Source organism: Thermodesulfomicrobium thermophilum DSM 16697, from assembly GCF_059568695.1.
Map to the genome: position 1 here is coordinate 377,303 of NZ_JCANTW010000012.1, position 23,614 is coordinate 400,916.

At 62.7% G+C, this 23,614-nt stretch carries 22 protein-coding genes and 3 tRNA genes; 8 read left to right on the forward strand and 17 right to left on the reverse strand.

Translation table 11 applies throughout. From position 1 onward, the window contains the following. Window positions 1-94 precede the first annotated feature (94 nt). The 6 genes from BR00_RS05455 to BR00_RS05480 all read left to right on the forward strand — a co-directional run bounded on the left by BR00_RS05455 (window position 95) and on the right by BR00_RS05480 (window position 7,917). Window positions 95-1,201: an OmpA family protein gene (locus BR00_RS05455; protein ID WP_496476579.1), complete on the forward strand. Its 1,107-nt coding sequence runs from the start codon at window positions 95-97 to the stop codon at window positions 1,199-1,201. Window positions 1,202-1,427: 226 nt separating this feature from the next. Next, a complete protein-coding gene (locus BR00_RS05460; protein WP_496476580.1) occupies window positions 1,428-2,204 on the forward strand; it encodes a DUF169 domain-containing protein in 777 nt (258 codons plus the stop codon). A gap of 19 nt (window positions 2,205-2,223) precedes the next feature. Continuing rightward, window positions 2,224-3,444, forward strand: coding sequence for a sulfite exporter TauE/SafE family protein (locus tag BR00_RS05465; RefSeq protein WP_496476581.1), 1,221 nt, complete (start codon window positions 2,224-2,226; stop codon window positions 3,442-3,444). Between the two features lie 60 nt (window positions 3,445-3,504). Continuing rightward, window positions 3,505-4,059: a hypothetical protein gene (locus tag BR00_RS05470; RefSeq protein WP_496476582.1), complete on the forward strand. Its 555-nt coding sequence runs from the start codon at window positions 3,505-3,507 to the stop codon at window positions 4,057-4,059. Between the two features lie 4 nt (window positions 4,060-4,063). Beyond that, window positions 4,064-5,689 (forward strand): hypothetical protein, encoded by a 1,626-nt coding sequence (locus BR00_RS05475; protein WP_496476583.1) that lies wholly within the window; start codon window positions 4,064-4,066, stop codon window positions 5,687-5,689. Window positions 5,690-5,784: 95 nt separating this feature from the next. Further along, window positions 5,785-7,917 carry a RelA/SpoT family protein gene (locus BR00_RS05480; protein WP_496476584.1) on the forward strand — a complete coding sequence of 711 codons (2,133 nt, stop codon included), beginning with the start codon at window positions 5,785-5,787 and terminating at the stop codon, window positions 7,915-7,917. A gap of 59 nt (window positions 7,918-7,976) precedes the next feature. On the opposite strand, the gene BR00_RS05485 is transcribed toward BR00_RS05480, so the two are convergent. Genes BR00_RS05485 through BR00_RS05500 form a run of 4 tightly spaced genes read right to left on the reverse strand, consistent with a single transcriptional unit; the run spans window position 7,977 to window position 11,240 of the window. Further along, entirely contained in the window at window positions 7,977-8,408 is a 432-nt protein-coding gene (locus BR00_RS05485; RefSeq protein WP_496476585.1) for an FKBP-type peptidyl-prolyl cis-trans isomerase, read from the reverse strand. Between the two features lie 42 nt (window positions 8,409-8,450). Continuing rightward, a complete protein-coding gene (locus tag BR00_RS05490; protein ID WP_496476586.1) occupies window positions 8,451-8,810 on the reverse strand; it encodes a hypothetical protein in 360 nt (119 codons plus the stop codon). Continuing rightward, complete coding sequence (locus BR00_RS05495) at window positions 8,755-9,645, reverse strand: zinc dependent phospholipase C family protein (protein ID WP_496476587.1); 891 nt, start codon at window positions 9,643-9,645, stop codon at window positions 8,755-8,757. The genes BR00_RS05490 and BR00_RS05495 overlap by 56 nt, the downstream gene beginning before the upstream one ends. Window positions 9,646-9,647: 2 nt before the next feature. Then, window positions 9,648-11,240, reverse strand: a complete 1,593-nt coding sequence (locus BR00_RS05500) for a peptide chain release factor 3 (RefSeq protein ID WP_496476588.1) — start codon at window positions 11,238-11,240, stop codon at window positions 9,648-9,650. A 158-nt stretch (window positions 11,241-11,398) separates the two neighbouring features. Here BR00_RS05500 and BR00_RS05505 point away from each other — a divergent pair, with 158 nt between their 5' ends. Further along, window positions 11,399-11,638 (forward strand): hypothetical protein, encoded by a 240-nt coding sequence (locus BR00_RS05505; protein ID WP_496476589.1) that lies wholly within the window; start codon window positions 11,399-11,401, stop codon window positions 11,636-11,638. A gap of 37 nt (window positions 11,639-11,675) precedes the next feature. Here BR00_RS05505 and cimA read toward each other — a convergent pair whose 3' ends face one another. Beyond that, the gene (gene cimA, locus BR00_RS05510; protein WP_496476590.1) at window positions 11,676-13,289 is read right to left on the reverse strand and encodes a citramalate synthase; all 1,614 of its coding nucleotides are present in this window, start codon (window positions 13,287-13,289) and stop codon (window positions 11,676-11,678) included. A 230-nt stretch (window positions 13,290-13,519) separates the two neighbouring features. On the opposite strand from cimA, the gene BR00_RS05515 reads away from it, so the two are divergent. After that, window positions 13,520-14,671, forward strand: a complete 1,152-nt coding sequence (locus tag BR00_RS05515; RefSeq protein WP_496476591.1) for a glycoside hydrolase family 3 protein — start codon at window positions 13,520-13,522, stop codon at window positions 14,669-14,671. Here BR00_RS05515 and BR00_RS05520 read toward each other — a convergent pair. The 12 genes from BR00_RS05520 to BR00_RS05575 all read right to left on the reverse strand — a co-directional run bounded on the left by BR00_RS05520 (window position 14,668) and on the right by BR00_RS05575 (window position 23,614). Further along, window positions 14,668-17,301 carry a cytochrome ubiquinol oxidase subunit I gene (locus BR00_RS05520; RefSeq protein ID WP_496476592.1) on the reverse strand — a complete coding sequence of 878 codons (2,634 nt, stop codon included), beginning with the start codon at window positions 17,299-17,301 and terminating at the stop codon, window positions 14,668-14,670. The two genes, BR00_RS05515 and BR00_RS05520, sit on opposite strands and share 4 nt — an antisense overlap. Further along, window positions 17,298-18,365 carry a hypothetical protein gene (locus BR00_RS05525; protein ID WP_496476593.1) on the reverse strand — a complete coding sequence of 356 codons (1,068 nt, stop codon included), beginning with the start codon at window positions 18,363-18,365 and terminating at the stop codon, window positions 17,298-17,300. The genes BR00_RS05520 and BR00_RS05525 overlap by 4 nt, the downstream gene beginning before the upstream one ends. Before the next feature lie 182 nt (window positions 18,366-18,547). Next, window positions 18,548-18,623 (reverse strand) — tRNA-Glu (locus tag BR00_RS05530). A gap of 9 nt (window positions 18,624-18,632) precedes the next feature. After that, a tRNA-Glu gene (locus tag BR00_RS05535) sits at window positions 18,633-18,708 on the reverse strand. A 5-nt stretch (window positions 18,709-18,713) separates the two neighbouring features. Then, window positions 18,714-18,789 (reverse strand) — tRNA-Lys (locus BR00_RS05540). A 41-nt stretch (window positions 18,790-18,830) separates the two neighbouring features. Then, window positions 18,831-19,238: a holo-ACP synthase gene (acpS, locus tag BR00_RS05545; protein WP_496476594.1), complete on the reverse strand. Its 408-nt coding sequence runs from the start codon at window positions 19,236-19,238 to the stop codon at window positions 18,831-18,833. Next, the gene (lpxB, locus tag BR00_RS05550; protein ID WP_496476595.1) at window positions 19,235-20,353 is read right to left on the reverse strand and encodes a lipid-A-disaccharide synthase; all 1,119 of its coding nucleotides are present in this window, start codon (window positions 20,351-20,353) and stop codon (window positions 19,235-19,237) included. Before lpxB ends, acpS begins: the two co-directional genes overlap by 4 nt. A gap of 37 nt (window positions 20,354-20,390) precedes the next feature. Then, entirely contained in the window at window positions 20,391-20,612 is a 222-nt protein-coding gene (locus BR00_RS05555; RefSeq protein WP_496476596.1) for a hypothetical protein, read from the reverse strand. Beyond that, the gene (locus BR00_RS05560; protein WP_496476597.1) at window positions 20,609-21,520 is read right to left on the reverse strand and encodes a DMT family transporter; all 912 of its coding nucleotides are present in this window, start codon (window positions 21,518-21,520) and stop codon (window positions 20,609-20,611) included. Before BR00_RS05560 ends, BR00_RS05555 begins: the two co-directional genes overlap by 4 nt. Beyond that, window positions 21,508-22,311 carry a shikimate dehydrogenase gene (gene aroE / locus BR00_RS05565; protein WP_496476598.1) on the reverse strand — a complete coding sequence of 268 codons (804 nt, stop codon included), beginning with the start codon at window positions 22,309-22,311 and terminating at the stop codon, window positions 21,508-21,510. Before aroE ends, BR00_RS05560 begins: the two co-directional genes overlap by 13 nt. Continuing rightward, entirely contained in the window at window positions 22,311-22,853 is a 543-nt protein-coding gene (locus tag BR00_RS05570) for a 2-oxoacid:ferredoxin oxidoreductase subunit gamma family protein (RefSeq protein WP_496476599.1), read from the reverse strand. The genes aroE and BR00_RS05570 overlap by 1 nt, the downstream gene beginning before the upstream one ends. Window positions 22,854-22,855: 2 nt before the next feature. Then, window positions 22,856-23,614: a thiamine pyrophosphate-dependent enzyme gene (locus BR00_RS05575; protein ID WP_496476600.1), complete on the reverse strand. Its 759-nt coding sequence runs from the start codon at window positions 23,612-23,614 to the stop codon at window positions 22,856-22,858.

Sequence of the window (23,614 nt, forward strand, 5' to 3'; positions counted from 1 at the left end):
GATGTTTTTGAGGGGGGCTTGCTTTTCTGGGGGAGAGGAGTACAAGAAAAACCTAGGTTCGTTTACTGGTTTCATAGAAACAATGGAGGTAGTTATGCGTTTGAAATTATTTGGTATTTTTTTTGCGGTTCTTGTCCTGGCCGCTCCGGCATGGGGCGCCGACTACGTGCGCAAGGTGGATAACTTCTTGATTCTCGTGGACACTTCTGGATCCATGTACGACAGCTTCCAGAAAGGGCCTCAGAGCAAAGTGGCGCACGCTGCGGCGCTCCTTGGCCGCATGAACAAGGAAATTCCCGAGTTGGGCTATCTTGGAGGCCTGTACACGGCCGCTCCTTTCCGGGAGCTCCAGGTGCTTTCGCCCTTTGCGCAGAAAACTTACGGCGAGGCCGTGACCAAAGTGCCTGCGCAGTGCACGAGTCTGCAGTGCGTGTGGCCGACTCCCTTGGGCGTGGGCTTGGCTGCCCTAGAGCCGGCCATCAAGAGCGTCTCAGGCCGCACCGCGGTGATCATCCTTTCCGACGGCATGGAAAACCAGGGGCCGGCGACGCTGCCCATCGCCAAGATGCTGGCGGAAAAATATGGTGTGTGCTTCCATGTGATCAGTTATGCGGACAAGGCCTCGGGGCAGGCGCTGTTGGATGCCATTGCCTCGCTTAAGGACTGTTCGGTGACGGCTCGAGCTGCTCAATTGGACGATCCAGCTGCGCTTGCGACCTTTGTTCGTGACGTTTTTTACGAAATGGGCGACGGTGACGACGATATGGACGGCGTGCCCAACTCCAAGGACAAATGTCCGGGCACACCCATGGACCTGGCGGTGGACGCCGATGGCTGCCCCATCCCGCTCTCCGTGACCCTCAAGGTATTCTTCGACTTCGACAAATGGGACATCAAGCCCCAGTATCACCAGGAATTGGCGAACTTTGCCACGTTCATGAAAGAGTATCCCGGAGTGAAGGTAGAAATCGATGGCCATACCGACTCCATTGGTTCTGATGAGTACAATCAAAAACTCTCCCAGCGTCGTGCCGAGGCGGTGCGGATGTACCTGGTGCAGAAGTTGGGAATGAACCCCTCCATGTTGACCGCCGTGGGCTTTGGGGAGTCCAAGCCCATTGCCAGCAACGACACCGAGGAAGGCCGGGCCAAGAACCGCCGCATCGAGGCGGTGTTGGATGGAGTGTATAAAAAGCGTTAACCCGTTTTCTTAAAGAGATGTTTGGGCCGCCCCTCTTCCGAGGGGCGGCTTTTTTAGTAATTTCAGTATAGTGAAAAAAATATCAAAATTTTCTCCAAAAAGGTGGTGTATAGCGGGAATACTCCGTGAATTACGTGACATGCCGCACGAAGCAAAAAAGGCTTGAGGCGGGAGGAGATGTTGCCCACAAGGGGCGCAGGGAAAATCTCATTCCAAGGAGGCAGCAATGACGTATTCGGAAATGCAAGATCTGCTCATGCGTGAGCTACGCTTGTACCATTACCCCATCGCGGTGAAGTTTTTCTACGATCAGCAGGAAGTAGATGCCTTCAAGGCCGCAGCGGAGGAGTATGTGGTTCCGGTCAAGCCCATGACGTTTTGTCAATGGGAGATTGCCGCGCGCATGAAAGGGCAGGTAGTGTACTCAGAAAAAGAGGGGCTTGGATGCTCCAATGCCCACTACAGCTTTGGCTGGAAGCCTTTTGACGAAGGTGAGGTGAAAAGCCACGCCAAGTATACTCGGGATTTGGAGCAGGCAGAGCGTTTTGTCCGTTCCAAGGCGCGTATGCCGGAAGGGATGATCGGTATCGCCGTGGCGCCGCTTGCCAAGGCCGATCTTTTCGGTGGTCCGGATACCGTGCACTTCTATTGCGACAACATGCAGGCCTACCATTTGGCGGTGGATTATATGGCGGCTATGGACGCCCACCCCTTGCGTCCGGCGATCACTATGAATTCTTCTGCCTGTGGCGGCAATGTATGGACCTATGTGAACAAGGAATTCAACATGCTTCCGGCGTGTTCCGGGTCGTACAATGCCGGGAAGACCGAACGGGGCGAGATCAACGTCATTATCCCGGGTGAAGCCATTGGTGCGGTGTGCGATCGCTTGGTGGAGCGTATGGAGAAGCTTGGCAGCAGTTCCATTACCCGGCCTGGCGACGGCTTCCCGGGTGCGGATGTGTGCAAGAACTGTCCGCTCATTGTCTTCAAAAAAGCCTAAAAGGTGGAGGAGAAATATCATGCGTCGGTTGTGGTTGCTTGGAGTTTTGAGCGTCATTCTGATGATCGGTGTGGGGCAGGCCTGGGCCCAGCAAGACACCGCGACCCCACAGTCAGCGGAAGTCAAGGCCGAAACCGCCGCTCCATCTGCCCCGGCTGGTCCCGTTGCCCCGGCGGCAGGGGGGAGCAAATTGGAGCGCGCCATCCAGGCCGCTCCGGTGGGCAGCGAGCCTGGGCATATTGATTCCAGCAAGGCCCCGGGCTTTTTGGGAATACCGGGCGCGCCGCAGGTGAATCCCATTCTTGCCTTGCTGTGGGCGATCTGGGTGGGCTGGATCTTCTCCACCGTGGGCGCCTTTGGTGGCGTTATGGCGGGTGTGGGGCATATGACCATCTTTGGTTTGGGGGGCTACGCCAAGAGCTTCAAGGGTACGGCTCCTGAGCTCAACAAAACGCTCACTGACTCCATCCGTGGCTCCAACCAGTTTTTGGTGGGTCTTTCGGCGCTGATCTCTAGCTTCAATTACTGGAAGATGGGCCGGTTGGTCATGCCCCTGGCCATCGCCTTGGGGCTGGGATCGCTCCTTGGTGCCTGGGGGTCGGTGACCCTGACGGCAGGCAAGATCAGTTTCTCTCAGTACCAGGGCTGGTTTGGTCTCTTTGTGCTGGCCTTGGGGTGCTATCTTTTCTGGGAGACCTCTCCCGCCGGGCAGGCCAGTAAGAAGAAGGCCAAAGAGGCTGCGCAGGCCTTTGAGCGGGCGGTGAAAGAAAAGGGTGCTGGGTGCGAGATCGACACCAAGGTGAAGATCGTGAGCGCCAGTGTGACGAAAGTGCAGTTTACCTTCTGCGGCGTCGAATTCACGTTCAATCCCTTGCTTCCTATCTTCGGCGGTGTCGCGATTTCGGCCGTGGCGGCCTTCTTGGGTGTCGGCGGCGGCTTTTTGCTGGTTCCCTTCCTCACCAGCATCACCCAGTTGCCCATGTATCTGGCGGCCGGTACTTCGGCCTTGGCAGTGCTCATCAGTATGATCACCAGCATCGCTACCTTGATTTCCAAGGGCACGCCCATGGATTGGGCGCTCATCGGGGCGGAGTTGGTCGGTATCGCCATCGGCTCGGTGATCGGTCCTCGGACCTCTAAATACCTCTCGGATATTTGGCTCAAGCGCCTCTTCATCGTCCTTGCCCTGTACGTGGGCATCCGCTACTCCTTGCGGGGATTCTTTGGAATCAACATCTAGTTGTGAAATGGGTTCCAGGGCCCCGGCTGCGCGCCGGGACCCTGGGCCACGATGACGCACATGGCACTTCTGTGGAATCTGGATCCGATCTTCATTTGGCCTTTCCGTCTCTTTCCGGCGGGGGCGTTTGCCTTTGTGGCGGGCTGTGCTGTGCTCGCCGTGGGGGCTGTGGTGCTGGGGAACGTTGCTTCGGTGCTGGTGAAGGGCCTCAATCGCGGCTGGTATCAGCGCCAATATGAAGAGATGATCCGCATGCACAATCTTTCCGTGGATGCCGTTGCCCATGGCAGCAAAGAGGCGTACTTGGCGGCCAATAAAGAGGCCATGGAGGCTTTTGGGAAGTATTTTTTCAGTCAAGCCGGGGTGTTCACCGTGTCGTTGTGGCCGGTGCCGGTGATTTTGGCTTGGATGGATCTTCGCTTCCGCGACGCGCCGTTGGAGATACTCGACTGGAACATCTCATATTTTGTGGTGTTTCTCGTGGTCTATATCGGCGTGCGCTTGGTGGTCGGGCCTCGGTTGACGTTTTTGGGGCCGTACCGCCGCTTGTGCGCTTGGGCGGAGCACCGCGGTGGTATTACCCCGCGGCATTTTGAGGACATCGGCAAGGAGTAGGCACATGGAGTTCCGGGGCCTGGCCCGGCTGCCTCTTTCCGCTTTTCCCGCAGGGACCTTGGGGGCGCGGCGTTTTCGCCGCGTTCGCCTTTTTTTTGCCGCGGTGCATGCATGGCTGCGTCTCTTGGGGAGGCTCAGCGCCGCAGCCGTCGCCGAAAGTCCTGTGGATTGGACCGCGGTGGAGCAGGACGTGGAGCGCCTGGCCACGGCGACCATGCGTTCAGTTCGCCTTCTGCAAGCATTGGAGCCCACCCGCTGGCTCGATGTGGAAGAATGGGCCGTGAAGCTCACTTTTTATGCCCGGCTGATGGCCGGACACCCGGAGCCCGAGATCTCGCCCAGCTTTTTTTCTCCCCTCGCGCAGGGACGGGGGATGGTGGTGGAAAACCACTTATGGCGCTACGCTATGGATGTGGCGGACTTGCAGCGCCGTGTGGATGGGGTCCTGCGGCGTTTGTTCGCGGTGGATGATCCCGGTTGGCAGCGCGCCGCGCGTCTGGTGCAGGATATGCCTCTGCCCGAGGTGGTGGAGCGGGAAGGGGAGATCCAGGCCTTCGACTGGCAGGCGCGGGACTTTGCTGCCGTGGCTGTCCTTGAGGCTCCGGAAGGGCAACGGGTCCTGGCGCCTGTGGTGGCGCCGGTGCGGGAGTTTTGGTCCGGGGTGCGCCGTGCCTGGGCGCAGCGGTTCACTCCGGACGCCGTGGCGTGGCGCCGGTTTTTGGGCCGCTGCGATGAGGAAGTGGGCTGTCGGGTGGTGGCGGTTGCCGAGCCCACGGCCGTGGCGTGGGAGGGAAGCGTGCGCGGGCTGGACGGCGGCGCGCCTCCCGAAGGCGCGGTTGCTCCCGGCCCTGGCGTATGGGTGCTGCAGGAAGGTGGAACATGGGTGCCGGTGGCTTCGCCCTCGAGAGTGCCGGCGGGTGCGCCTTGGCGGCAACGTTTGGAAGATGTGCTCGCCCGGATTGTGGGAGAGGGAGATCCCCCGGCGCGGCCGGAGCATTGCCGCAACCTGGAAGACATGACCGTCTTGGTCCTGGGGGCCTGCTGGGAGGCGGTATTTGCCCGCCTCGGCCTCCCCGGCACCGGCGTCGCGGGAGTGAAGTCCTTGGCGTTGAACCCTCTGGGGGAAGTGCGGCTCTACTGCACGCCCGGAGCGGTCTTTCCTTCTGCCGCTGGAAAGATTCTTGTGGGCGCGGAGGATGTGCGCTCCCTTCCTTTGTGGGCCATGCTGACGGGGTGGTTGACCGTAGCGGGTTCTGCGATGGGGCCGGCAAAATCTTGGGGTGTGGTGGGGCATGGCATCGTGGACGCGGACGCCATGCATGTCTGTCTCTACCCAGGACGACATATTCTTTTCGTGGAGGGGGACGCGCTGACTTCTCCCAGGCGCCAGGTCGTGGTGCGCTGGAAGGCGCCGCGGGCGCTTCAGGAAGAGTTGGCTGCGGCTGCTGTGATCCTTGGGGAGCGAGGGTTTACGGTGACCCGGCAGGGCATGGTACTCGATGCCTGGATCGGCCAGGGCAGCGAGGTGGCCATGCAGCGGGCCTTGGCGGTGCTGGGAGGCATTCTGCGGGGCGTGCTCCTGGGCGCGGAAGACTGGCGCCGGGTCGTCGCGTCGTGGGGCCGGGGGTGACTTCGGCGGCAAGGCCCTTGCCAACGGACGGGGCTGGGGCTAGGCCTCCAGTATGGCCATGCGTTTGGCATGGTTTTTCCCCCAAGGACGTCCCCATGATTCGTATCTCTGAAATTCTCGAGAAGGCAGGCGCCTATCTTTCCAGCGCCGATACCGCCCTCATCCAGAAAGCGTACGTCTTTTCCGCCGCCGCCCATGCTGGCCAGATGCGGCTCTCCGGCGAACCATATCTTTCCCATCCCTTGGAAGTAGCGAGCATCCTCGCGGATCTCAAACTCGATGCCGTGACCATCGCCGCAGGCCTGCTCCACGATACCGTGGAGGACTCGGGCGTCACCGTGGACCGCATCGCCGAGGAGTTCGGTCCGGAGACCGCCCTCATCGTGGACGGGGTGACCAAGATCGGCAAGATGCACTTCGAGTCCCGGGAGCAGGCCCAGGCCGAGAACATCCGCAAGATGATCCTGGCCATGGCCGAAGATATCCGCGTCATTTTGGTCAAGCTCGCCGACCGATTGCATAATATCCGCACGTTGGATTTTCAGCGCGAGGAACGTAAAAAAGCCATCGCCCAGGAAACCCTTACCATTTACGCCCCCCTTGCCAATCGCTTAGGACTCTACCGCATCAAGGTACAATTGGAGGATGAGAGTCTCCGTTATCTACGTCCTGATGTGTACCAACAGATCTTGGACGGGATCCACAATTACCGCGGCAAGGGCGAGACATACATTCAGAAAGTCTGTACCATCATCGAAAATGTACTCCAAGAGAATGGCATCTCCGGAAGAGTCAAGGGACGCATCAAACACATCTATTCCATATTTCACAAGATGGAGCATCGTGGGCTCAGTCTTGATCAAATTTTCGATCTCATCGCCTTTCGCGTCATCGTCGATACCGTCAAGGATTGCTATACGGTTCTTGGCCTTGTCCATTCCCTTTGGAAACCTATTCCAGGGAAGTTCAAGGATTACATCTCCATGCCCAAGGCCAATATGTACCAGAGCCTCCACACCACAGTGGTGGGGCCCGAAGGCGAGCGCATCGAGATCCAGATCCGCACCGAAGAAATGCATCGCTTGGCGGAATTCGGCGTGGCGGCCCATTGGTTGTACAAGGAAGGCGGCCAAGTCCAGGACGCGGATCGTTTCTCGTGGCTGCGCCAAATCCTTGATTGGCAGGGCGATCTCAAGGATTCCCGGGATTTTCTCTCCACCTTGCGTCTCGATCTCTTTCAGGACGAGGTCTACGTCTTCACCCCCAAAGGTCAGGTGAAGGAGCTCCCTGAAGGAGCCACCCCTGTAGACTTTGCCTACGCCATCCACACCGAGGTGGGGCACCACTGCGCCGGCGCCAAGGTCAACGGCCGTATCGTGCCTCTCAATACGCCGCTCAAAAACGGCGATACCGTGGAGATCCTCACGGACCCCAGCCGCCATCCCAGCCGCGACTGGCTCCAATTCGTCAAATCCGCCCGGGCGCGTTCGCGCATTAAGCAGTGGATCAATACCGAAGAGCGGGCGCGCAGCATCGCCTTGGCCAAGGAACTCCTGGAGAAGGAAGGGCGCAGGATGGGGGTCAACTTTGCCCGCGCCCTGAAAAATGGCGACCTGGAGCCCGTGGCCCGGGAGTTTTCCCTGAAAACCGTGGAGGATTTGCTCTCTGCGGTGGGGTATGCCCGGATCACGCCGCGTCAGGTGCTCTCCAAGCTCTTGCCCAAGGAGGTCCTGGAGGCCGAGCGCAAGGCCCAAGAGCGTCCGGCGCCGAGTCCGAAAAAGGCCACCGAAGGTGTGGCCATCAAGGGCGTGGACGACGTGCTCGTGCGCTTTGCCCAGTGCTGTACCCCGGTGCCGGGTGATCCCATCATCGGGTACATCAGTCGGGGTCGCGGGGTCACCATCCATTCCCAGGACTGTCCCAATGTGGCCAATATGGAGCCCGAGCGCCTTTTGGACGTGCGCTGGGAAGGTGAAGAGGAACGGCCGTATCCGGCGCGCATGCGCATTTTGTGTCGCAATCAGCGTGGCGTCTTGGCGGAAGTGAGCGCTTTGCTCGCCAAGGAAGGAGTGAATATCGACTCCGGCCAGTTCAGCTCCACCCCGGATGGCCTGACGGAAATGGAGTTCGTGGTGGAGGTGAAAAACGCCTCGCACCTCTATACCGCCATGGACAAGCTGCGGCGTCTGGCATCGGTGCGGGAAGTGGTGCGTCTGACCACAGGCTAGGCGCAAAAAAAGCCCGAGGAGGATCCCTCGGGCCCGGGCGTCGGAAGGGGGTGCGTCCGCTAGGCGTCGATACGCACCACTTCGATTTCAAAGGTCAAGTCCTGGCCAGCCAGGGGATGGTTGGCGTCGATGGTGACGGATTCTTCACTCACCTCCACGATGGCTGCGGGGATCTCGTGCCCTTCGGGGGAGCGCAGAATGATCTGTTCGCCCACCTGGGCGGGGATGTGATCCGGGAAGGATTCGCGGGGCACGGTAAGCACCATTTCGTCGTGGTGTGGGCCGTAGGCCTCGGCGCAGGGGATGGTGGTGGTGCAGGTGTCGCCCACGGCGTTCATGGAACGCAGGGCTTTTTCAAAGCCGGGGATGACCATGCCTTGACCGAGCGTGACCGAAAGGGGTTCGCGTCCGCGGGAAGAATCGAATTGGGTGCCGTCGTCCAGAGTGCCGGTGTAATGGACCACCACGGTGGTGCCGTCTGCCAATGCCATGAAAGCTCCTTGGGGTTTGGGGTGAATGAATATGGCGCGAGCCTACCCGCGGCGCGCAAGCTCGGCAACCCATTTTTCCAGATCATTGGGCGTGCCGGGCGTGTGGTCTTCGGGGTAGAGGAGCGCGGACATGTAAAAGATGCTCCCGATGTCCAAACTGCGCTGGGCGCTTTGGCTCATGGCTTCGAGACGCCCCTGGATGGCCTGTCGGCGTGGCCCCGGAACGTCCTGGAGAAACGGTGCGGCGTTTTGGGCAAGGTCCGCCAAGATTTGAGCCTTACGGCGCATGCACTCGTGGTAGCGGGGAGTGTCCTTGGCGTGATGCAGGGCGGTCTCGGCCTCGGCCTCAAGGGTGCGAATGGTTTGGGCGGTGTTCTGCAAAAAATCGATCAAGGGTTTCATGGCGGCCCTCCAGGGCGGCGAGGTCTGCGGCAAGGGGAAAGATGATGCCCCGCTCGTGCAGGTCGTAGAAGCGACGCTGGCGGCGGTGGAAATGGCGGATGGCGAAAAGGCGTCCGGAGCCGATGGGGTCATGTCCCATGGCCGCGCCATGCCGTGGGTCCGCGAGGGTTGTCCATACCAGGCGCAGGGCAAGGTCAAGGCTGTGCCGGGCGAGGTCGGCCGTACGGGGGCGCCGTGCCAAAGGGGCGAGGGAAAGGTGTTCCAAGGTGCGCACCCCGTGCTGGAAGATGCCCTTTTTCAAACGGAAGGTGATCGGCCGCTGGCAGGTGGCCTGGCGCAGCAGCGTGTCCGCCTCGGGAAACATGAGGGAGGCGATGGCGCTGCCCTGGCGGCGGGGGATGCGGATGTGGGCGTCTGCCAGCATCTCGGCATAGGAGTGGGCGAGTTTGCCGCGGCCTGCCGAATATCCCAGCATATTGGGCACGAAATAATTGTGGGCAATGACATCGGCCGCCAAATGGGCCAGGTACCCGTAGGCGTGGGCCGTGAGGCGTGGGGTCGTCGCTTGACTGAGGAGCCGTCGCGCCACGTCCCAGTTGTGGGAGTGGTGGGGTGTCGGGCGGCTGCCCTTGCCCACCAGGATGTCCGCCGCCAGGGATCCGTACAAAAAGGCCCGGGGATGGGCGGCCAGGGCCGCGGCCACGTGCGTGGGGAGCAGCTCCAAGGAGGACAGGATATGGTTGCCGATGGCAAGGTGGGCGGCCGGCCCCCAGGCCAGGGCGTCTGAGGGAAATAGGGCCGCGGCGGCCACAAGGACGAAGGCAAAGAAAATCATAGTCAGCGTTTTTCCTGAGTGGCGGCAAAGACGATGCCGGGCCACTTTTCGGCAATGTAGTCCAGTCGCCAGGCGCTGTCCACCAATATGGCGAGGTTGTCTTCGGCATCCATGGCGAGCGAGTGCTGCATCTCCCGTCGGAAGCGCGCAAGCTCGGCGGCATCGTCACTATGCACCCAGCGGGCGACGTTCCAGGAAGTCGGCTGATAGGTGGCGTCCACGCCGTACTCGTCCGCCAGCCGGGCGGTGATGACCTCGAACTGGAGCAGCCCCACCGCCCCCAGAATGTAGTCGTTGGAGGACAAGGGACGGAAGACCTGCACCGCCCCTTCTTCGGCCAATTGGAGGAGTCCCTTGTGGAGCTGTTTGGCCTTGAGGGGACTTTGGAGCACCACCTTGCGGAAGTGCTCGGGCGCGAAGCTGGGAATCCCGACGAACTTGAGCTCTTCTCCCTGGGTGAAGGTGTCGCCGATCTTGATGGTGCCGTGGTTGTGGAGCCCAATGATATCGCCAGGATAGGCCGAATCCACGCCGCTGCGATCTTGGGCGAGGAAGATGAGGGCGTTATTGACGGCGATGTCTTTGCCGAGGCGCAGGTGGCGCAGCTTCATACCCCGGGTGAATTTCCCCGAGCAGATGCGTACAAAGGCGATGCGGTCCCGGTGGGCGGGGTCCATATTGGCCTGAATCTTAAAGACGAACCCGGAGAAGGCCTCTTCGGTGGGGGCCACTTCCCGGGTGAGGGTGCGGCGCGGCTGCGGGGGCGGGGCGATGCGCACGAAGGTGTCCAGGAGTTCCTGCACGCCGAAGTTGTTGAGGGCGCTGCCGAAAAATACCGGCGTCTGCTGGCCTGCGAGGTAGCGGTTCGGGTCGAAGGGATTGCCTGCTCCGGCGAGGAGCTCCAGGTCGTCGCGCAATTCGTCCGCCTGGGGGCCGAGGATGGCGTCCAGGCGCGGGTCGTGGATGTCTTCAAACACCTCTCCCTGCTGGATGCGGCCGCCATGGGTGGGGGAGTAGAGGTGCAGACGTTTTTCGGCGATGCTGTAGGTGCCGCGAAAGAGCTTGCCCATGCCGATGGGCCAGGAAAGCGGCGCGGTCTCCACTCCCAGGTGGGCCTCCACGTCGGCCAGGAGGTCGAGGGGCGCCAGGCCGTCGCGGTCCAACTTGTTGATGAAGGTGATGACCGGGGTGCGTTGGAGACGGCACACCTCCATGAGTTTTTTGGTCTGCGCCTCCACGCCCTTGGCGCTGTCGATGACGAGCAGGGCCGCGTCCACCGCGGTGAGTACGCGGTAGGTGTCCTCGGAGAAGTCGTCGTGTCCTGGGGTGTCGAGGAGGTTGATCACCATGTCCGCGTAGTGGAACTGCATGACCGAGGTGGTGATGGATATGCCGCGTTCCCGCTCCATGGCCATCCAGTCGGAGGTGGCGTGGCGGGAGGCCTTGCGGGACTTCACTGCCCCGGCCATTTGGATGGCGCCGCCGTAGAGGAGGAGCTTTTCCGTGAGGGTGGTTTTGCCGGCGTCCGGATGGCTGATGATGGCAAAGGTGCGTCGGCGAGCGGTCTGCTGCTGGATTTCGCGGGCAAGGGACATCGAGGTTCTCCAGAAAAAAGGTGCGGGCCGCACGTAGGTCTCGGGTGCGGCGGCGTCAAGTTTGAGGGGGATCTTGCTTCTTGACCGGGGGGCGGCGCATGCTAGGAAAGAAAAAAATCCGCAATACGGCGGGAAAAACCGGAACCAGGAGGGGGAAGATGTCCTACTCGCAGACGGATTTGCCGGTGCGGCTCCATGATGGGGAACTTTTGGTTTTGGACGATGGAACGGAAATCCGCTGGGAAAGTAGTGGCGAGGCCAAAGCTGTGTTCTTGGGTGATAGCTTTGAGCCCGCCTTGGAGCTCTTTCCAGGCCAGGACACGGTCCTCGATGCGGGTGGGTTGAAGCTCAAGCTCACGGCCTTTTTCGAGGACGCCCTGGAAGTGCGGGAAGCCTGAGGGATGTGCCCCCTGGAGACGTCCTTCAGGGGGCGGCTTAGAGCTCCCGGATGGCCTGGGTGAGCTTGCGCTGGTCGTCCTTGAAGAGTTTGTAGTTGATGGAGTCTTCCAGGGCCTGGCGGCTGGCCTCGATAATATTGTAAGAGACGCCCACCGTGGTCCAGCGCGCCTTGCGGTCACCGGATTCGATGAGCACGCGCACGAAGGATGCCGTGCCGCTGGTGTCGCTTCCGTTTTTGGGGCGGGAAAGGACCCGTACCTTGAAATCGAGAAGCTGCATTTCCGCCAAGGCGGGGTAGAACTTTTCCAGACCCTTGCGCAGGGCGTTGTCCATGGCGTTGACCGGGCCGCGTCCGGTGGCGGCGGTGTGCTCCAAAAGGCCGCCCACACGCAGCATCACCGTGGCCTCGGTAAAGGGCTCGCCGTCTTCGGTGAAGAGTGAATCCAGGATACGGATGGCGGCGATGCGAAAATACGTTCTCGCCCGGCCGAGAACGCGGTTGACGAGCAACTCGTAGGATGCCTCGGCGGCCGCGTATTCGTAGCCTTGATCCTCGCGGTTTTTGAGCTCGGTGAGAAGCTCCAGCACAAAGGGATCGCCTTTGTCGAGTTCAAACCCGTATTGGCGGGCCTTGTAGAGGATGTTGGACTGGCCTGATTGGTCGGAAAGCACGATGCGCTGGCGGTTGCCTACGGCCTCAGGGGGGATGTGCTCGTAGGTGCGGGGATTTTTCCGTACTGCCGCCACATGCACTCCTCCTTTGTGGGTGAAGGCCGATTTTCCGGTAAAGGGCTGGCGGGCAAAGGAGCGCAGGTTGGCCACGTCCGCCACGAACTCGGCGGTGTCCGTGAGGCGGGAAAGCCGGCCTTCAGGCAGACAGGGCGTGCCTAGTTTGAGCTCCAGATTGGCGATGACCGAGCAGAGGTTGGCGTTGCCGCAGCGTTCCCCATAGCCGTTGATGGTCCCCTGTACCTGGGTGGCGCCGTGCTGCACCGCGACGATGCTGTTGGCCACGGCCAGCTCGCTGTCGTTGTGGGTGTGGATGCCGAGCTTGGCGTCCGGCAGTTCACGCCGCACGGCATCGAAGGCGGCGGCGATTTCATGGGGCAGGCAGCCGCCGTTGGTGTCGCAGAGCACGAGCACGTCGGCCCCGGCTTCGTGGGCGGTACGCAGGCACGCGAGGGCGTAGGCCGGATTGGCCTTGAAGCCGTCGAAAAAATGCTCGGCGTCGTAGAAGAGTTCCGCGGCGTGGGGACGCAGGAAGCGCAGTGAATGGGCAATGAGCTCCAGGTTGCGCTCCAGCGGGATCTTGAGGGCCTCGGTGACGTGGATGTCCCAGGTCTTGCCGAAGATGGTGAGCACCGGGGCCTGGCTGGCGATGAGTTCGGTGAGGTTGGTGTCTTTGTCCGCGGAGGTTTTGGCCGCATGGGTGGAGCCAAAAGCGGCGATGCGGGCATGATGTAGGGCATATTGCCGGATTTCTTGAAAAAAACGTTTGTCTTTGGGGTTTGCCCCAGGCCAACCGCCTTCGATATAGGCCACGCCGAGCTCATCGAGCTTGGTGGCGATGCGCAGCTTGTCATCCGTGGAGAAGGAGATCTCTTCGCTTTGATTGCCGTCGCGCAGGGTGGTGTCGTAGATCTGGATCATATGGCCCCCGTCGTCATAAAAAAACCCCGGGCCGAGGGTCCGGGGTTGTGCTGTGTGGTACGTGTGCCTGCTACGCGTACGCCGCCCCGAACCGCCCGCTGGCGATACGGATAATGCCGGTAATGGAAATAATGGGGCATAGCGTGGCGTTCATGGCGTTTGCGTATGTGGCAGATAATCGATTGTCAAGCGGGGCGTTGCGGCAAATCCAGCGCAGGGAGCAGTAAGGGATGAAGAGCGGCAGCAGGTGGTGGGCTCGGGCGGTGGCAGGGGCGCTTTTGGCCTTGATTCTGCCGGCGCGGGCAGGGGCCGAGGCGGAGCTGCGCACCATGCTTGGCCAAATGCTTCTGGTGGGATTTCGTGGGGCCGAGGTAACGGAAGGATCTCCGATCCTACGGGATATCCAGACCTTTCATATCGGCGGGGTGATCCTTTTCGATCGGGACGTGCTTTCTGGCGGCGGGCGCAATATCCTTTCTCCAGCGCAGGTGCGTAAGCTGACGGCGTCCTTGCAGGCCGCCGCGTCCATTCCGCTTTTCATTGGTGTGGATCAGGAGGGCGGACGGGTGCGTCGGTTGCGGGAGGAACATGGTTTCCTGGCGCTACCGTCAGCCTGGGAGATGGGGCAAGGGACTGAGGCCGCCACCCGCAGGTGGGGGGAGCGTACCGGCGCCATGCTGGCGGACGTGGGGATCAACCTCGATTTTGCCCCGGTGGTGGACGTGGCGGTGGACCCGCAAAGTCCGGCCATTGGTGCTTTGGGCCGCAGCTTTGCCGCAGACCCGCAGACCGTGGCCCGCCACGCCCTGGCTTTTGCCCAGGGGCTGCGAAGCCAGGGCGTGCTTGCGTGCCTCAAGCACTTTCCCGGGCATGGCAGCGCCCGCACGGATTCGCACCTCGGCATCACCGACGTCACCGCCACCTGGAGCCCGGCCGAGCTCATCCCGTACGCCCGCATCCTGTCCACAGACGCTGCACCGTGCGTCATGACAGGGCACCTCTTCGTGCGGACCATAGATCCCCGCGCCCCCGCCACCCTTTCCGCACCCATCATCACGGGGCTTTTGCGTCAAAAATTGGGGTTTGATGGCGTGGTCATCTCCGATGATTTGCAGATGCGGGCCATCACCGACCATTTCGGCCTGGAGGAAGCGGCCGTCCGGGCGGTGGCCGCTGGCGTGGACATGCTCCTGGTGGGCAACAACCTGCAATACGACCCCGACGTGGTCCCCCGCGTGGTGCAGGCCCTGGAGGCCGCCGTGGCTGCGGGACGTCTTTCCCCGCAGCGCATCGCGTTCTCGTGGCGGCGCATCATGCGTCTGAAGGCGGAGTTGCCTGCGGGCGGACGCGGCACGGAGCCGCGCACCCGCCTGGAGGATTAGTTGGCCATATTGGCCAGAATGTTTTCGTGGTGGAATTCGTACTCCATGTCCATGGTATGGCACACGGCGCAATTGCCTCGGGCGCCGATGGGAGCGGAGGTCCCTTGGTACTGCAGCGGCTGGATGGCGTCCCGCTGGCTGGCGAAGGGATTGTGCGCCGGGTATTCGGCGTGCGTGGGGCCGTGGCAGGCCGGGCAGTGCAGGCCCGCGTCATCGGTGCGGCTGCGATAGAGCGCCTCTTCCCCTGGGGTCCAGGCGTTGAAGGCCGAGGCCTCAGTGCTTTCCGGACGCGTGAAGTCCTCATGGCAGGAGAGGCAATCCGGCTCGTTGTTCCAGGGCGTGCGCGGTTGAATTTCTTGAACGGAGGCCACAGCGCGGGGGCGCACGCCTTCCATGAGACGCTTGGCCTTGGGCTTGCCGGCGTCGGCTTCGGCGCGCAGCAGTGAAAGGGCGTGGTCTTCCAGGGTGCCGTGGCAGGAGACGCAGGTGAGTCCCCGCTGGGCATGGACCCCGCGGGCGCAGCGGCTGTAGCTGGTGGGGCCGGTGGGGTGGCAGGCGTGGCAGGGTTCGGCGCCAGGCCGGTCCGCCAGGTAGTGGACATGAAAGCCGTGCAGGGCTGCCGGAAGATTGAGGAGATCGGGATCGCCCTTGGCGCCGAGGAGCGGATCCGGATGACAGCTTTGGCAGAGCACGGGTTCTCCAGCCTGGGCTTTGGCCATGAGGCTGGTCTGATGGCGGCGGTCATGGCGGGCGAGAATGTCCGACGCCGTGGTGGCGGCAATGCCCATGGCGCCCTGTCGGCGCCAGGTGCCGCCGTGGCAGTTTTTGCAACCGATTTCCGTGGACACGGGCAGGACCACTTGGGTGGAGGCAAGGAGCTCGCCGCTCGTTGCGTCTCGAGCTTCTACGGTCCACACGGGATACGGGTCGATGACGCCGTCGTCGCGGTACGGCAGGGCCGGGATACCGTTGGCCATAAAGAGCGCCTGTCCCTCCACCGGGTGCATGACCCCGGACGGGGAGAGCCCCTTGGCGCTGGTATCCGCAGGGAGCTCTTTGCCCACTAGGCTCTTGGCGTACTTCCAAAAATCCACCTGGCCGCCGGGGTGCTCGTGGCCTGGGGGCGCGATGTAGCGCAACTCGACGCCTTCGGAGACCAGTTCCGGCAGCGGGCCGCGTCGCACGAGCTGCGCCATGAGCGTGCTTCCGGGCGGCAGCAGCGAAAATTGGGCGTCACAATCGGAGATGCATTTTTCGCCCAGGGTGCACCAGGCCAGCAGTACGTATTCGGACGTTTCCTTGGAAAACGCCGGGATGGTTTGGTCGAGGGCTGGCCGCGGCAGCATGGGTTCCTCCACCCGGGGGGTGAGGCTCGCCACATAACTGGCCAGGGCGCGGCGCTCGGCCGCGGTGCCCACAAAGCGCGGCATGTAGCCGTAGATTTTGCCCATTCCGGTAAGCAGGCTCTCCATGCCCATAAGCCCGAAGGAGGCAGAAAGCTTGCGGATGTCGTTGAGCGGACCGCCGATGGAGTGGCAGGCGGAGCATTGTCCGCGGAAGAGCTCTTTGCCCGCGGCCAGAGGATCGGCGAGGTCGGCGTGTTGGTTCCATGCCGAGGCCTTGAGGTAGCCTTGGTCGAGCGCCGGGGCTTCGTCCACCAGGATGCTGTTGGAAAAGAGGTAGCCGGCAACGAGGTACGGCCGGCGTCCGGCCTCGCGGATCCACTCGAAGCTCCCCAGGGAGGCGATGCCGATCACGAGCAGGGTGAGCGCCACGGAGCGTTTGAGCTGCGCAGGCATGCGGACGGCCAGGATGAGGCCGCCGGTCACGAGCAGGGAGCAGATCCCGAAGAAGGTGGTGAATAGCCTTGGAATCTCTGGATTGCCGCCAAGGATGAGGGCCTGTTGGGGAGCGGGGATGACCTGAAGATACCACCATCCCGATGGGAGCACAGCGATAAAGGGCAGGATGAGCCAGAGGGCGCAGCGGCGTACCAAGCGTTCGCGGGTGGAGGTGTCCTTTTCCCACGCCGCAGTGACCAGGCCGTAGAGGCCGGCCAGCGCCAGCGCAAAGGCCGTGCGGAAGACCAGCGCCGGCCAGAAGGATGGGTTGAACAGTCCGTCCCAGAAATTGTGGGTGGCAAGCCAGTCTCCGGGGGTGAGCATGAAGCCGATGATACCGTTGATCATGAAAAGCGACATCCAGCCACACACGAAGTAGATCCAGCCGATGGCCAGGTGAAGGCTACGGCGGATCTTTCCGAACAGGTAGAAATAGAAAAAGAGCGAGATGATTTCGCCGGAGAAAAAGACCCACTCCGTGGCCCAAGCAAAAACGAAATTATGGACCAGGAGCGATGTCGCTGCGGGCGCAAGGAGGGAAATGATGAACCAGATGCCGACACCCGTGACTCCTCCGAGCACCATGGTGACGATGAGGAAAAACAGGGTGTGCCTCTTGATGTATTCCAAAAGATGGTTGTCGCCCGTGCGGTACGCCCAGTGTTCCATCGTCACCAAAAAGAGTCCGCCCCCTACAGCGAAATGGGCGATATAGACATGAAAGACGGCAATGATCGCTACCAGAATGCCGCCGCCTGCTGCATGGAGTTCCCATACTGGAAAATTCATGACCGCACCTCCGTACGGCAGTCATGGATGATCGTCCGGATCATCCATGCCACAACGCCAATGCCGAGAAACAGGGTGAAAAGAAACATCACGAGAGACCCGTATTCATTGGTTACAGTGCGCTGGTATGCGGAGAAATATGGAGCAAGATAGAGGTCGCGGACCATGTCTCGCAGGGCCACCATGAGCACGGTGGTGGCGAGCAGCAGCCATGTGGTGGTGACCAGACGTTTTTGCAAGGCAGTGGCGATGCTGGCGATGCCCAGGATGGCGCCGAGAGCGAAGGTGAGGGTGGGGAGCCCGGCGCCGCCGCCCAGGGCGTGGGCGACGTGCTGCGGGAGTGCGGAGTAGAACCACATGCCCGTGGCGTACTGTCCCATGGAAGCCCCCGCGTACCAGGTGAGGCCATGGGCCACCCATTGGGGAGAAAGGGCGCCCCATCCCCGATGCGCGGCCCAAGCCAGCCCCAGTCCGGCGATCGCTACCGAGGCCAGGACGAAGTGGAGGTACCGGGGGGCAAGGGTCGGGTCTTCCAGGTTGAGGATGGTCCCGTGGGGATTGTGGAAATAGGCCTGCCAGCGGGCGGGGTCGAGCATCAGGGTCATGTTGTTGGTGTAGATGAAGGCCACGGTGGCCAGGCATGCGGCCATGAAGGCAAAGACCGCCGTGCGGGCGCTACCGAGCTCGTGGTAGCGGAAATCCACCAGATACGCGGCGAGATACGCGAGGATCACCAGCGCGATGACCGAGATCCAGGGCACGGCCATGAGCACGCTGCTGGTGTAGAGAAATTGGCCGTAGAGTACTTGGGTGAAGAGCAGCGGCGCCACGCCGAAGTTGACGGCAAAGGCGATGGCGAAAGGGATTTTGGTGGCCAGGGTTTTCGCGGCGGGCGAGGGGGTGTCGCCTCGGGTGAGGCTCACGGCCAAGGCGATGAGGCTTCCGCCGAGCATGAGGTTCATGAAGAGGAAATGGAGGGTGAGGGTGATCATCTGAAGGACCACGAACCATCCTGGGCTGACCGGAAGAGGGAGGTCCTGCGGGATGAGGCGGCTTGCATCCATATGCGCTCCTTGGAGGAAATAAGGACAGGATGACGCGCGCCATAGCAGAGCTTCTGCCCTTCCGTCAAAGGGCTGGACGCATTGGGCAAAGGAGAGCAGGACAGTGGGATTTGGGCCGCAGCGGCATCAAAAAAAAAAAAAACGGCCTTGCCGCGTGGGTGTGGCAAGGCCGTGGTACGCTGTGGCGTCCCCAAGGGGATTTGAACCCCTGTTACCGGCGTGAGAGGCCGGCGTCCTGGGCCACTAGACGATGGGGACCTGGAAGAGTGGCGTCCCCAAGGGGGTTTGAACCCCTGTTACCGGCGTGAGAGGCCGGTGTCCTAGGCCACTAGACGATGGGGACGCATGTGGTGGGCCGTGAAGGGATCGAACCTTCGACTCTCTGCTTAAAAGGCAGATACTCTACCGTCTGAGTTAACGGCCCGACGTCGAGAAGCCGCCCTTAGCGGGAGTGCTTGGGCGCTGTCAACCAATTTCTGGCCAAAAATCCGGCGCAGGAGGGCGCGTTGCCCCTTCGACGATGGCCATGGCCACGGCATGCTCTCGGCTGTGGCTGATGGAGAGGTGGACGGCCGTGCCGCCCAGCTGCATGAGCCGCGCGTGTGCAGCTCCGAAGAGCTGTGTCTGGGGGGCGCCGCTGGGGGTCGAAACAACCGCGAAATCGTGGAAGCCGATGCCTTGGGTAAATCCTGTGCCCAGCGCCTTGACCAGGGCTTCTTTGGCCGCAAACCGCCCGGCTACGTAGGTTGGAGTCAGATGGCCCCGCGTTTCCTCGGGTCGGAGGATGCGTTGGGCGAAGCGCTCTCCCAGCCGCTCCATGACCCGGGCGATGCGGGCGATTTCCACTACGTCCACCCCAAGACCGAGGATCACGGCTGCGCTCCCTGGGCTTCCTCCAGCACGATGCGCGCAGCGCGTTTTCCCGCGCCGCCGCCCAGGAGCCCCGGCAGGGAGCGGAGAGTGGCGCGGACGGCTTCGGCGCGGTGCGGCAGGTCAAGCCAGTAGGCCACGTGCGCTGCCAGGGCGGCGCTGTGGGCCTGATCTTGGAGGAGTTCCGGGAAGACCTCGGTGCCGAGCACGAGGTTGGGCAGGGCGATGAACGGTACCCGCACCACGCGCTTGCCCACCGCGTAGGTGAGGGGCGAAAAACGATAGGCCACCACCGTGGGGACGTGGAGCAGGGCGGTCTCCAGGGTGACGGTGCCCGAGGCCGCCAGGGCCAGCTGGCACGAGCGGATCCACGGATAGCGTTCTGCGGCGGGCACCAGGCGTACGGCAGGACCGTCTCCCCACAGGTTACGCACCATGGCTTCGGAGATGCCTGGGGCCACAGGAAGGAGGAATTCCAGCCCCGGATAGCGGCGGGCGAGGAGCCGGCACGCCTCGGCAAAGGTGGGAAGCAGGGCGGTGAGTTCTCTGCGACGGCTTCCGGGAAGCACGGCGATGCGCCCGGGGATGGGGTGGATGGCCATCACCTCGGGCGTGCAGACTGCGTCCACCAAGGGGTGGCCCACAAAATCCACCTCCATGCCAAAACGGGCGTAGAACGCGGACTCGAAGGGCAGGATGGAGAGGATGCGCCGCACGTGCGTTTTGAGGAAGTGGGCGCGGTTTTCCCGCCAGGCCCAGAGTTTGGGGCTGATGTAATATACCGCCGGGATACCGAGCTTTTTGGCCATGGCAAGGAGGCGGAAGTGGTAGTCCGGGGCGTCGATGACCACCATGAGGTCCGGGCGCAGTGCGGCAAGCTCCCGGCGGGTGCGGCGCAGGAGTTTGACGATGGTGCCTGCGTGGGCCAGGACCTCGGTAATCCCCATGACGGAGAGGTCTTCGGTGGCAAGAAGCGGCTCCACCCCGGCGGCGCGCATGGCCGGGCCGGCCATGCCCACCAGGCGGGCCGTTGGGCATTGGCGCAGAATCTCCTGCGCGAGGAGACCGCCGTGTACGTCGCCGGAAATTTCGCCGGCATTGATCCATAGGGTGGGCATGGGAAGGGGCGGCCCGTGCAGCCCACGGGCCAAGGGGCTATTTGTCGATGATTTCGCAGGTGGGGTTGGGGCACCACCATTCGTCGTCGCTGCCCTGGATGGCGGGCACCTCCTGGGACTCCAGCATGGCGGCCGTGGAAGCGTCGAGTTCCTGGAACTTTTGTCCGTGAAGGGCGGGCTTGGCGTCCTCGCTCAGGGCCTTGGGGGCCTTCGCTGCTGGGATGCTCATGGGGGTCTCGGTGGTAGGCTTGTCGGTCATGGTCTTCCTCCCTCGTTGGAATATTTGGTCTTCAAAGTAGGGTCTGAGGAAGTTTTTGGCAAGGCCGTGCGCTCCATGGCCAAAAGCAGCATCCCTGTGAGGATGCTTCCCATGCCTATGAGCTGGCCGGTGTTCACGGGCTCGTGCAGGAGAAAGATCCCCAGGGCTGTTGCGGTCAGTGGTTCCAGAAGCGAGATGGTGACCGCAGTGGCCACCGGGGTGCGGGTGAGCCCGCGTGAAAAGAGCAGGTAGGCCAGGGCGGTGGCGAAGACCCCGAGGTGCGCCATGGCGGCCATGGACTGGGGCTCCCAGAGCCAGGTCATCTCGAGAACCCCTAAAAGCGGGGCAAGCAGCACCGCGGCGATGCCGAAGACGCCGGCCATGGCGGTCTCCGGCCGTCGATCCCGAAGGATGCTTTTGCAGGCGGCGCAGTAGAGGGCGTAAGAGAAGCCTGCCCCCAGGGCGAGCGGCATGCCGGCCCAGGAAAACTCCCCCGCATGGGAAGAAGTGAGGAGCGCGCAGCCACAGACCGCCAGGGCCGTGGCGGGATACCAGGGCCAGGCCGGCCGCTCGTCGTGGAGGAGCACGCCGAGGATGCCTGCCGCCACGGGTGCGCTGCCGATGGCCGTGACAGTGCCTGCCGCTACCCCCATGGTCTTCACGGCCGCGAAAAAGCTTACTTGGTAGAGGGCGACTCCGAGTCCGGCCAGCAGGGTCGCCCGGCGCGGCCAGGGACGCAGAAGTCCTGGGCGATCGGCGAGCATGGCCAGACCGAGGAGACAGGCCGCCCCGATGAGCAGGCGTATGGCCCCGACGGCCAACGGATGCGCTTGTGTGGAGGCCAGGGCCTGCGCCGTGCCCGTGGTCCCCCAAAGGATGGCCGCAAGGGCGATACTCAGGCGGGGCATGGGCAGAGCGCTTGGGCGAGGAGGGCGTGGGCCTGATCCCCGGGGAAGGTGGCTTGGGTCCAGCGGGTGAATTGGGCCTGAGCCTGGGCCACAAACATGGCCAGACCCGAGATGGTCGTACAGCCGCAGTCTTGGGCGTGGCGCACAAGCCGCGTGGGATCCGGGGTGTAGACCATGTCGTACACCGTGGCTGCGGCTGGGAGCGCTGCCTCCCAGGGCGAGCAGTCTTCCTGGGGGCCGCGCATGCCCAGCGGTGTGGCGTTCACCAGGAGGTCGAAATCGAGGTGTGTGCGTTTTTCCCAGGGGACGGCCTCGGCTCCCAAGTCTGTAGCCAAGGTTTGGGCGCGGGCGAGGTTTCTGGCCGTGACCGCCACCTGCCAGCCGCGCTCACGAAGGCCGTACACCGCGGCCCGGGCCGCACCCCCGGCGCCGAGCACCAGGGCTCGGCCTGGGGAAAGTTCGGCGATGGGGGCCATGAAGCCGGTGACATCGGTGTTGTCCGCCACCAGTTTGCCCTCCGCCCACAAAAGGGTGTTGGCCGCACCTATGGCCTTTGCCTCCGGGGTCACTCCATCCACAAGGCGGAGAATGGTTTCCTTATGGGGGATGGTGACACTCGCCCCATGGATGGGCAGCAGCCGCACCGCTTGGACAAAGGCCGCGAGGTCGTGGGGCGCGATGTCCCAGGCGTGGTAGGCCCCACAGAGCCCTGCGTGGCGCAGGGCCCAGTTGTGGAGCCGGGGGCTCAAGGAATGCCCCACGGGATGACCGATGACGCCCAAAAGGAACATCAGCGCTTCACACAAGCCGCGCCTGCGCGCAGGGCCTCGACGTTTTTGGGGATCAGGTGGCTGTAGTGGCTGGAGATGACCGAAGAGAGGCTGGCCTCCACCACGTCCAAAGGCATGACTTCCGTGGCGGCCACGTAGGCGCCGAGGGCCACCATGTTGGCCATGCGGGTGTTGCCGATGCCGTCGGCGATCTCGTTGGCCGGCACACCGATGACCCGCACCCGGGAGGCATCGGCGGTTTCTTCCGGCACCAGCGAGGTGTTGAGCACCAGAACGCCGCCGTCCACCAGCCGGGGGGCGAACTTGGTGAGCGACGGGCCGTTCATGATGATGAGGCTTTGCGGGGTGTGGATGATGGGCGAGCCGATGGGTTCGTCCGAGAGCACCACGGTGCAATTGGCCGTGCCCCCGCGCATCTCGGGGCCATACACCGGGATGTAGGTGACTTCCAGGCCGTGGTGCATCCCCGCATAGGCGAGGAGGTTGCCGATGAGCATGACTCCCTGGCCGCCGAAGCCGGCGATAATGGCATCCATGTACATGGTTAGGCTCCCTCCGTGGCGGCGATGTCTTTGAAGGTCCCCAAGGGGAAGTAGGGGATCATTTCGGAGGCGACCCGCTCATTGGCCGCCACCGGCGTCATACGCCAATTGGTGGGACAGGTGGAGAGGACTTCCACGAAGGAAAACCCCTTGCCGTCCAGTTGGTATTGAAACGCCTTGCGGATGGCCTTCTTGGCGCCAAGGACGTTTTTCACCGTGTTGACGGCCACGCGCTCGCAGTACGCCGTGCCTCCAAGGCTGGCGATGATCTCGCTCATGCGGATGGGGGCGCCTTCGCGTTCCAGACAGCGGCCGCCCGGGCAGGTGGTGGTCTTTTGGCCGACCAAGGTGGTGGGCGCCATCTGACCGCCGGTCATGCCATACACCGTGTTGTTGACGAAGATGACGGTCACCCGCTCGCCGCGGTTGGCGCAGTGCATGATCTCCGCCATGCCGATGGAGGCCAGATCGCCGTCGCCCTGATAGGCGAAAACCACGGCATCCGGCCGGGCGCGTTTGACGCCCGTGGCCACGGCCGGGGCCCGGCCATGGGGGGCTTCTACGGTGTCGAGGTTGAGGTAGTTGTAGAGGAACACGGAACAGCCGATGGAGCTTACGGCGATGGTCTTGTCCACCACTCCCAGGTCGGTGAGGGCCTCGGCCACCAAGCGGTGGGCGATGCCATGTTGGCACCCAGGGCAGTAGTGGGTGGGACGATCCACCAAGACTTCCGGATAATTGGTGACGCGGATTTCCTGCAT